We start from the raw sequence: 9,290 nt of genomic DNA on the forward strand, positions 1-9,290 counted from the left end.
AGAGGAGATCCGTCCTTATATTTCATAGATTGACTTCATATCTGTTTCGAAATAGGGAACTATACGAGCATAGACAATTAACCAATGAGGTGATATTTGATGGAACCATACGTAGAGGTTAGGAATGTCTCGAAGATTTTTGGAAAATCTCCGAAAGCGGCCATTGATTTATTAAAACAGGGGAAATCAAAGAAGGAAATCTTGAAGGAAACAGGACTCACAGTTGGAGTTAATAATGTAAGTTTTAAAATTTATCCTGGTGAAATTTTTGTTATTATGGGTTTGTCTGGGAGTGGGAAGTCCACTCTAATTCGGATGTTTAACCGGTTGATCGATCCTACGATTGGCGAAATCCTCATAAAGAATGAAGATATCGTTAAGATGAATGCCGCAAGATTACGAGAAACGAGACAAAAAAGAATTAGTATGGTGTTTCAAAACTTTGCCCTTTTTCCTCATAAAACGATCTTAGAAAATGCAGAATTTGGTCTCGAAGTTAAAAAATTCGATAAGGATGAGCGACGTGAAAAAGCGATGCAGGCTTTAGAAGCGGTCGGGTTAAAAGGTTACGAGCATCAATACCCATCGCAATTGAGCGGTGGAATGCAGCAAAGGGTGGGTCTTGCAAGAGCCTTAGCAAGTGATACTGATATTATTTTAATGGACGAAGCCTTTAGTGCCCTTGACCCTTTAATTCGTAAAGATATGCAAGACGAATTAATTGGGATCCAAGAACAATACAAAAAAACAATTATTTTTATCACCCATGATTTAGATGAGGCACTACGAATCGGGGATCGGATTGCCCTGATGAAAGATGGCAGTGTTATCCAACTTGGGACCCCAGAAGAAATTATGATTAATCCCGCAAATGAATTTGTTGAGAAGTTTGTTGAGGATGTAGATTTATCTAAGGTTATTACTGCCTCACATGTGATGAAACGAGGAGAAAAAATTGGAATTGATCGCGGTCCAAGGGTTGCGTTGGAAATCATGAGAAATCAAGGCTACTCCAGCATATTTATCGTAGATCGTAAAAATAAATTGCTAGGAGCCCTAACTGCTGAGCAAGCTCGACAAGCTATTGATCAAAATCAAACAATTGCTGATGCGATGACAACGGATATTCCAAAGGTAACAGAGGATACGTTACTTGTCGATTTAATGGATGAGATTGCCACTTCCAATTTGCCGATATCGGTGGTCGATGGGGAAAATCGACTAAAAGGTATTGTGATACGTGGGGCCGTTATTGGGGCACTAGCAGGAAATAAAGATTCTTTGAATGATGTGGAGGTGACCAATTAAATGGGTATTCCTAAAATTCCTCTAGGAGAATGGGTAGATTCTTTTGTCGTTTGGTTAACCGTGGCTTGGGCAGGACTTTTCACTTTTATTACCAATGTAATCGATGGACTATTAGATCTGATCGTAGACGTACTAAGTGTAGGTCCACCTATCGTCTTAATTATCGTTTTAACGCTTTTAGTTACTTATACAAGCAGATGGCCATTAGGAGTTTTTACATTAATTAGTTTACTCTTGATTGATAATCTTGGGTATTGGGAATCAAGTATTCAAACCCTTGCCATTGTTCTATTATCAGGATTACTAACAATCGTTATTGGGGTACCATTGGGAATATGGTGTGCGCAAAGAAAAACAGTCCAAAATATCGTGACCCCTATTTTAGACTTCATGCAGACGATGCCTGCTTTTGTGTATTTAATACCATCGATTTTATTTTTTGGGATTGGGGTTGTCCCAGGAATTATTGCTTCTTTCATTTTCGCGATTGCACCAACGATTCGTATGACGAACCTTGGTATTCAAAAAGTGCCTAAAGATCTAATTGAGGCGACCCATGCTTTTGGTGCAACTACAAGTCAAAAATTATTCAAGGTTCAATTGCCTTTGGCGACTCCAACCATTATGGCAGGGATTAACCAAAGTATTATGCTTGCTTTATCAATGGTTGTGACGGCGTCATTGGTTGGGGCACCCGGACTTGGGGCTGACGTTTACCGTGCAGTTAGTCAAATTGACGTTGGACAAGGCTTTGAAGCGGGATTATCCATTGTTTTCATCGCCATTATTCTTGACCGTATCACGCAAAACTTACGTAAACCAGCCTATAGTCATGTAGTGAAGCCTAGAATTATTTTTTCTATTTTAGCGTTACTTGTTGTGATAACAGCGATTGTCGTATCCATTCCAGAAGATAAAGGTCCTGTAAGTGGTAGCGGGATTGGCGCTAAAACAGATTATGAAATTGTGGGAATTGAGCCTGGAGCAGGTTTAATGGGAATGACCAATAAAGTATTAGAAGAATATGAGTTAAATGATTGGACATTAATCGAAGGTTCCTCTGCTGCTATGGTTGCTGAATTACAAAAAGCTTATATGAGTCAAAAACCGATTATTGTCACAGGCTGGTCTCCACATTGGATGTTCTCTTCATTTGATTTGAAATATCTTGATGATCCAAAAGGGACATTTGGTGGTTCTGAGAGTATCCATACCATTGTTAGAAAAGGGCTTGAACAGGATGTGCCTGGTGCTTATAAAATCCTTGATCAATTTTCATGGGAACCAAGTGATATGGAGGCTGTGATGGTCGATATTACAGAAGGAATGGACCCGAGCAAAGCAGCTGATAAATGGATTCAAGCAAATGGTGACAAGGTTTCTAAATGGACAGATGGCGCACCTTCAGGAAACGGTGAACCGATCAATCTTGTATTTGTTGCTTGGGATACAGAGATAGCCAGTACCTATGTAGTAGGTCAGGTTCTTGAACATCATGGTTATAATGTGACATTAAGTCAAGTTGAAGTAGGACCTATGTTTGCTGGTGTGGCTAACGGAAGTGCTGACGGAATGGTCGGAGCCTGGCTCCCAACGACACATGTTGAATTTTATAATACCTACAAAAACGACTTTATTGACCTAGGAGAAAACCTTCGTGGAACAAAAAATGGACTAGTCGTTCCAGAATATGTCAACATTCATTCAATTGAAGACTTGAAGTGAAACAAGGGGACGGTTCTGCTGTTTCATAGATATGATCTATGAAACGCCAGAATTGTCTCTTTTTTCCATATAAAAATTAGGAGAACAAAAATAATTGTTCCCCTGTTTCAGGCTATACGCTTGGTTGCTATCCTTTTCTAACCAACGCCGTTATCCATTCATCTAGCTGAGATACATCAAGCACAGAATAACCTTGTTTTTCATAAAGATCTAACGTTTCTTTATAATTCCATTCCACCATACCAGATAAGATTAGCTTGCCATTATGGAGAAGATACTGGTTCACAAAGCCTTTTAAATCTCTGATTTCATTTGCAGCGATATTGATAAAGATCCAATCGAAGACCCCCTCTAAAGAGAAGCTTGGACTTAATGCATCACCTTGGATCACGGTAATCTTGTCTTCTACATCATTTAAACGAGCATTATACAGAACTTCTGTTTCGACATCTTCAATGTCAGTTGCTACAATTTGTTCTGCACCTGAAAGAGCAGCCGCGATACTTAATAAACCAGCGCCTGTCCCAATATCCAAGATTCTTTTGCCACTCAAATCCTCGCTTAAAATGATCTGAAGGCAATCTTGAGTCGTTTGATGCAGTCCAGAACCAAACGCTCTGGGTGGCTCAAAGTGAATCACATTCCCTTCACTAATCGATTCAGTGGATAAAGTAGGTTGGATAAACCACCCATTTTTTAAATCAATAACGGGAAAAGGTTGTTGCCAATCTTGAACGTCAAGCAACTGATAAAGAACATCTTCTAATGGTATATCTAAAATAGAGGCAACTTCCTTTTTGGTTCCTTCAATATTTAGATCATTGCCTGCTTCTACGATCACCTTCAGTTCAATGTGGGTATCTTGGAGCTCGGTAAAGCCATAACCGTTTTCTTCTGGGAATTGTTCTATGGGTTGATCATAATACAAATTATAGAAGTCATTCATCGTAAGTTTTTCCATGGCCTCGTCCACGTTTGAGAGAGGCATTTTTACTGTAAATTCATGTAACATCGTTTATCACCCTTAAGACTACTTTTTTAAAAAAGAAAGAACATTACCGGTATTCCAGTAATGCTAACAGTAGGATAACATTAATCCTAAATCAAAATACAATTCTCATTTAAATGAAACGCCAGAACCGTCCCTATGTTTCAAAACGTACCATTCCCATTAGGAGATTTCTCTGGTATGGGCTGCCCTATATCCCACATTTCAACGATGAGGTCATTATGGAAGCGAAAGATATGGACCACTGCTCCCCCAAGATCATCTTTATTCTGCTTTACATGGGAGTGAACGGCAACTAAGTCACCATCTGCAATGACGCGTTTTACATCAAGGGTTTTGTGAGGATTCTTTTCGGCATTCTCCTCCATTGCAAGCCTTAGAGAGTCAGTATCTCCGCGGAAATAGGGATTATGATGAAGAAAATCAGAGCCAATGTATTTATCGAATGCTTCCCTTACTTTACCTGATGCAACTAGTTGTAAAAATGAAAATGCCTTCTCTTTTGGAGATTCAGTCATTGCCAATCAACCTTTCTTTAAAGTGTGATGTAAATTTATTTGCGTATAGATTGCTTCGAATGCCATACCGATCTATTTTGCATTTTTATCTGGTTGATGAATACCAAATATATTTCCTTCCGTATCCGTGTAATATCCTTGCCATGCCATTCCTGGAAGGGCATATTTTGGCAATGCTACCTTTCCACCAAGCTCTAGAATTTTAGCTTCAATAGAATCGTAATCTTCAACTCCCAGTGTACATGCATAGCCATTTAAAGCCTGGTTTGGTTCTGGAGGCGGACTTTGACGCTGCATCAATGCTCCATTAATACCAGGTTCCTTGTCTGTACCAGTCACCGCTCCGAAATATGGCATACCTGCATATTCACTCCAGTCCTCAAATGTCCAACCAAATACCTCACCATAAAACCTTTTTGCCCTTTCCATATGCTCAACATGAATTTCAAAATGTACTATTCGACCCATTATTTCCCCTCCTAAGGATTAAGCAATTTGTATTTTCACTAATAGGCAATTTGCCTGGCATAGTGATTACCAAAATTAAATTACTAGTGGCAGTGGCAATTCATAGACCTAAAAAGTTTTTCCAATTTATGAATTTTTACTCCCAAAAGGTTTCTTTACTTTATGATTTTGCTCACTTTGTCTGTTTTAACCGTATCTTTTGGTATAATCCTTCGTAATAAAAAAAGCACTTAGTAGCTAAGTGCCTTAGTGTTTTAATAGCGCCTTTAGGTAGCCTTTAAATTGAGCATTTATTTTTATCTACAAATTAGAATATTCCCCATGCAATGCTCTAAATCCTGCAATAACATATAAATAGGCTAAAACAATGGTCTTTGCCATCGGATCCATTCTAGGGAAAAATCTCCCAATAAATCGCATAATAGTCATGATAGTGATGAGAAAAGGCGCTCCCATTACTCAGGTAAGTGACCTTTTTAAAAGGCAATAATAATAATGACAATCTTTGTATGTTGTCTTGAAGCTCTTTAGGAAAGGTCCTCTCCTTTTTCATGAATCTCTGTTTCAATCGCTTCTACATGCTCTTCATTAAGCTTTTGTTGTGGATGAGGATGAAACCAATGAATTTCACCTTCGTGAACAAATCCTTTGAACTCGTGACCTTGTACCGTAAGTGTGACCTGGCGGCGCTCGTGTGGTCTGTCTTCAAACACTTGCTTCATTTCCATATCATCAATCGAACCGGAAATCCCATGTTGTCCCAACAATTCACAGATTTTGTTTTCAATTTTTGCTTTTTTTTCCTCACCTAAAACTTGTTGTGGATATGGATGCATCCATTTAATTTCACCATCGTGAAAATGACCTCTAAATTCATTTTCATCAACCGTAAAAGAGAATTCGTGCCTCTTATGCATGGGGTGGTCACTAAGCAAATTTTCAACTTCAAAATTCCTAACTTCTGGGTGATCTGGATTTTCTTTCGTCATCGTTTTTCCTCCTTAGTGATTACATATTAAGAGGATGTCCAAAATCTCAGAAAAAATGTTAACGAATCATGTAATTCAATTTGATTCTAGTTAAATAGGAATAAAGCATAGTCTCCTTCATCATTTATTATTCCTAGTAGAGTTGAATCATTAGTTTTACTAGCGATACAAATAATATAATTTCTTCTCATATATAATGACTTTATTATTGAAATGTAACCTTATTGAATTTAAAAACTTTTTTATAAAGTGGCTCGTCTAATAAATAGAAAGGAGGAGCGAATGTGGATGAATTAACAGCAGAGGTTTTTGAAATGGAAGATAAAGAAGAACTTATAGATGAAATTATGAACAAGTATGGACAAGAAGTATTGCAGCTGGCATACTCATATGTCAAAAATAAAGAAATCGCTGAAGACTTAGCACAAGATATCTTTGTCAAATGTTATAAATCTATTCATACATATAAAGGAAAATCCAAACTTAGAACATGGGTTTGGAGAGTGGCGATTAATCATTGTAAAGACTATTTGAAAAGCTGGTATAACCAAAAGGTCATCATAACCGACCATGAATACTCGTATACTGGGGTTCCACAAGATAGTGTAGAATATACGGTGATTCAGCAGGATGAAGATCACAGGTTAGCTTCTGTCGTTATGAATTTGCCAATCAAATATCGAGAAGTGATCTATCTTTTTTATTTTGAAGAAATGCCAATTAAAGAGATTGCTGCGGTTATAGAAGTAAAGGTAAATACGGTAAAAACAAGGCTTAGAAGAGCTAAGGAACTGTTAAAGGAAGAATGGGAGGGATAAATCAAATGGAAGATCGATTAAAAGGGCTTCGAAAATCGATGGAGAAAACAACGTTTAAACAGCTAACCTTTTCAAAGAAGCATCGCCTGCAAGTTTATGAAAAAATAAAGCAATCCAATGAACATGAGGAAGATATTCTTTTAGCATTATTACAACTTCTTATTCAAGAAAAGACAGGATATGAATTAGTAGAATTATTACGGGCAAGGGGAATTCGAAAGTTTGAAGATAACGAAGGTCTTTTATATATAGTCTTACACCGATTAGAGCAGAATGGGTTTATCCAATCAAATTGGGATCAATCAGAAACGAAATATTATCAAATCTGTCCAAAAGGGACAAAAGTTTTACGAAAGATGGAAAACAGTTCGGTAAAAAAACAATTTTTGATAAAAGAATTAATACAGGAGTGAACTGGTGTTGGGAAAAGACAAGGATACCTTTTTAAGTGAAGTATTGAACCAAATTCGGTCAAAGGAAGCAAAGAAATTTGTTTCAAGTGAACTCGAATACCATTTGAAAAGATCTAAAAATAGATGGATGGAGAAAGGATTTAATGAATTTGATGCAGAAGAAAAAGCCGTTAAGCAACTGGGGAATCCTATTCAAATTGGTCATGAATTAAATAAACTTCATCGGACGAGAATCGATTGGTTCATGGTGATTTTATTAGGAGTGACGCTAGCGTTGAGCTTCCTCCCTATCTTTGCGCTTGGTTATGCCAATGATGGTCCTTTTTTAATGAATAAAATCGTTTTTGTCATTCTTGGTGCCGCAACGGTAATGGGAATGATGCTGATCGATTATCGAAAATTAGAGAAGCTAGGATGGTTGTTTTATACAATCGGAGTAATGATTCTCTTCATGTTAATTTTTATTCCAAATATTTTCATTAATGGACAACCGTTTATTCAAATTGGTCCCCTTATGATCGACAGTTTTATGGCTGTACCCTTCTTTTTTATTGCTTGGACGTCCTTTTTCAATAAGGCTGCATTGAAAATATGGCATTTTGGACTTTTATTTATATTTTCATTATATTTATTTCTCTGGATCCCTTCCCTTTCCACAACGTTTATTTACATGATAATGGTATTTATTATGCTTTGGTGGAGTAAAATAGGAAGGAAGAAGGCCCTGATGATGACCGTTGTAACCATTTGTATGGCTGTTATCGTAGGACTTTTATTTCGAACTTCTATTAAAGAATATCAGTTGGCTAGAATATTGGGATTTTTAAACCCAGAAAATGATGAAAATGGTGCGGGTTATATCTATTTGCGATTAAAAGAGATTATTTCAGAGGCAGGTTGGTTCGGTATATCCGGAAATAAAGAGTTTATTCCATCCGCTCATACAGACTTAGTGTTTGCTTCTTTGATTCACAGTTATGGATATGGGTTTGCAATTCTTCTTTTCCTCATCCTATCCTTTATTGTAATAAGAATGGTCGTCATATCCTATAAAGTAAATGATCATTATGGGAAATTACTGTTGGTTGGAGGAATCACTCTTTTCGGAGTTCAGTTTATATATAATATTGGAATGGTATTGGGACTATTGCCGATTACCTCTATATCCCTACCTTTTATCAGCTATGGACTCATGCCAACCCTGTTCAATGCCTTTATAATTGGCTCTGTTTTGAGTGTCTATCGTCGGAAAGATTTAATTTCAAGTCGTTTTAGCTAAATTTCGAATACGTAAAGGAACTTTGTTAGATAAAAATATAAAAGAAACTGTTTATGTAATTCTAAAGAAGAGGTGGAAATTTTGATTAATATAGTAGGTCAAATTATGTTGTATGTAAACAATCAAGATGAGACAGTGAAATTTTGGACTGAAAAAGTAGGCTTTAGTGTCATTGCAGAAGTCAATGAACAGGGAATGAGATGGATTGAAATTGCTCCAACAAAGGATGCTGAGACAAGTATCATTCTACACAATAAAGAAGTGGTCGCTAAAATGTCACCTGAATTAAATCTTGGTACACCTTCTTTAATGTTTTTCACAGATCAATTCGAACAATTGCATAGTAATTTAATAAACAAAGACGTTACTGTCGGAGAGATAGTAAATATGCCTTCAGGAAGAGTATTTAATTTTGCAGACAGTGAAAATAACTACTTTGCGGTTATGGAAAAAAGGTGAACATAGGGACGGTTCTCCTGTTTCTGGCTGAAGCTCAAGAAGAACTATTCTTCAGTTTCTAAAAGTGAAATTAATTAGAGAGTCTGACGATAAACGTTAGGCTCTTTTTGATCGGCTTAAAATAAAAGGGAACCAATTCCATTCGAAAATCTAGAAACGAAGAAAATGACTTAGCAAACGAGGTCCTTATTCGATAAGAGGTTGTAGAGTGTTAGTATTCCTAAATAACATTTAGTATTCTGGTTAGAAATTAATGTTAAAATAAAAAAGAAGAAGGATACAATGAAAGTAGCAAACAGTTAAG

The 9,290-nt window shown here is 36.8% G+C and carries 11 protein-coding genes; 6 read left to right on the forward strand and 5 right to left on the reverse strand.

The genetic code is table 11. The annotated features are described in order from the left end of the window. Positions 1 to 99: 99 nt before the first annotated feature. Positions 100 to 1,308, forward strand: coding sequence for a quaternary amine ABC transporter ATP-binding protein (locus Q5760_RS03010; protein WP_428910798.1), 1,209 nt, complete (start codon positions 100 to 102; stop codon positions 1,306 to 1,308). Then, entirely contained in the window at positions 1,309 to 3,033 is a 1,725-nt protein-coding gene (locus Q5760_RS03015) for a glycine betaine ABC transporter substrate-binding protein (RefSeq protein WP_428910799.1), read from the forward strand. Between the two features lie 127 nt (positions 3,034 to 3,160). Here Q5760_RS03015 and Q5760_RS03020 read toward each other — a convergent pair whose 3' ends face one another. The 5 genes from Q5760_RS03020 to Q5760_RS03040 form a co-directional block, all read right to left on the reverse strand. Further along, positions 3,161 to 4,045: a 50S ribosomal protein L11 methyltransferase gene (locus Q5760_RS03020; protein ID WP_428910800.1), complete on the reverse strand. Its 885-nt coding sequence runs from the start codon at positions 4,043 to 4,045 to the stop codon at positions 3,161 to 3,163. A 140-nt stretch (positions 4,046 to 4,185) separates the two neighbouring features. Then, the gene (locus Q5760_RS03025) at positions 4,186 to 4,560 is read right to left on the reverse strand and encodes a nuclear transport factor 2 family protein (RefSeq protein ID WP_428910801.1); all 375 of its coding nucleotides are present in this window, start codon (positions 4,558 to 4,560) and stop codon (positions 4,186 to 4,188) included. A 72-nt stretch (positions 4,561 to 4,632) separates the two neighbouring features. Continuing rightward, a complete protein-coding gene (locus Q5760_RS03030) occupies positions 4,633 to 5,028 on the reverse strand; it encodes a VOC family protein (RefSeq protein WP_428910802.1) in 396 nt (131 codons plus the stop codon). A 300-nt stretch (positions 5,029 to 5,328) separates the two neighbouring features. Beyond that, positions 5,329 to 5,457 carry a hypothetical protein gene (locus Q5760_RS03035; protein WP_428910803.1) on the reverse strand — a complete coding sequence of 43 codons (129 nt, stop codon included), beginning with the start codon at positions 5,455 to 5,457 and terminating at the stop codon, positions 5,329 to 5,331. Positions 5,458 to 5,555: 98 nt separating this feature from the next. Continuing rightward, positions 5,556 to 6,017 carry a hypothetical protein gene (locus Q5760_RS03040; protein ID WP_428910804.1) on the reverse strand — a complete coding sequence of 154 codons (462 nt, stop codon included), beginning with the start codon at positions 6,015 to 6,017 and terminating at the stop codon, positions 5,556 to 5,558. 284 nt (positions 6,018 to 6,301) lie between these two features. On the opposite strand from Q5760_RS03040, the gene Q5760_RS03045 reads away from it, so the two are divergent. The 4 genes from Q5760_RS03045 (at position 6,302) to Q5760_RS03060 (ending at position 8,986) form a co-directional block, all read left to right on the forward strand. Further along, positions 6,302 to 6,835 (forward strand): sigma-70 family RNA polymerase sigma factor, encoded by a 534-nt coding sequence (locus Q5760_RS03045; RefSeq protein ID WP_428910805.1) that lies wholly within the window; start codon positions 6,302 to 6,304, stop codon positions 6,833 to 6,835. Positions 6,836 to 6,840: 5 nt separating this feature from the next. Continuing rightward, the gene (locus Q5760_RS03050) at positions 6,841 to 7,248 is read left to right on the forward strand and encodes a PadR family transcriptional regulator (protein WP_428910806.1); all 408 of its coding nucleotides are present in this window, start codon (positions 6,841 to 6,843) and stop codon (positions 7,246 to 7,248) included. A 7-nt stretch (positions 7,249 to 7,255) separates the two neighbouring features. Next, positions 7,256 to 8,527 (forward strand): FtsW/RodA/SpoVE family cell cycle protein, encoded by a 1,272-nt coding sequence (locus tag Q5760_RS03055; protein ID WP_428910807.1) that lies wholly within the window; start codon positions 7,256 to 7,258, stop codon positions 8,525 to 8,527. Positions 8,528 to 8,608: 81 nt separating this feature from the next. Then, complete coding sequence (locus tag Q5760_RS03060; RefSeq protein WP_428910808.1) at positions 8,609 to 8,986, forward strand: VOC family protein; 378 nt, start codon at positions 8,609 to 8,611, stop codon at positions 8,984 to 8,986. Positions 8,987 to 9,290 lie beyond the last annotated feature (304 nt).

It is taken from the genome of Niallia sp. Kr1 (assembly GCF_050389805.1).
Classification (GTDB): domain Bacteria; phylum Bacillota; class Bacilli; order Bacillales; family Cytobacillaceae; genus Bacillus_BD.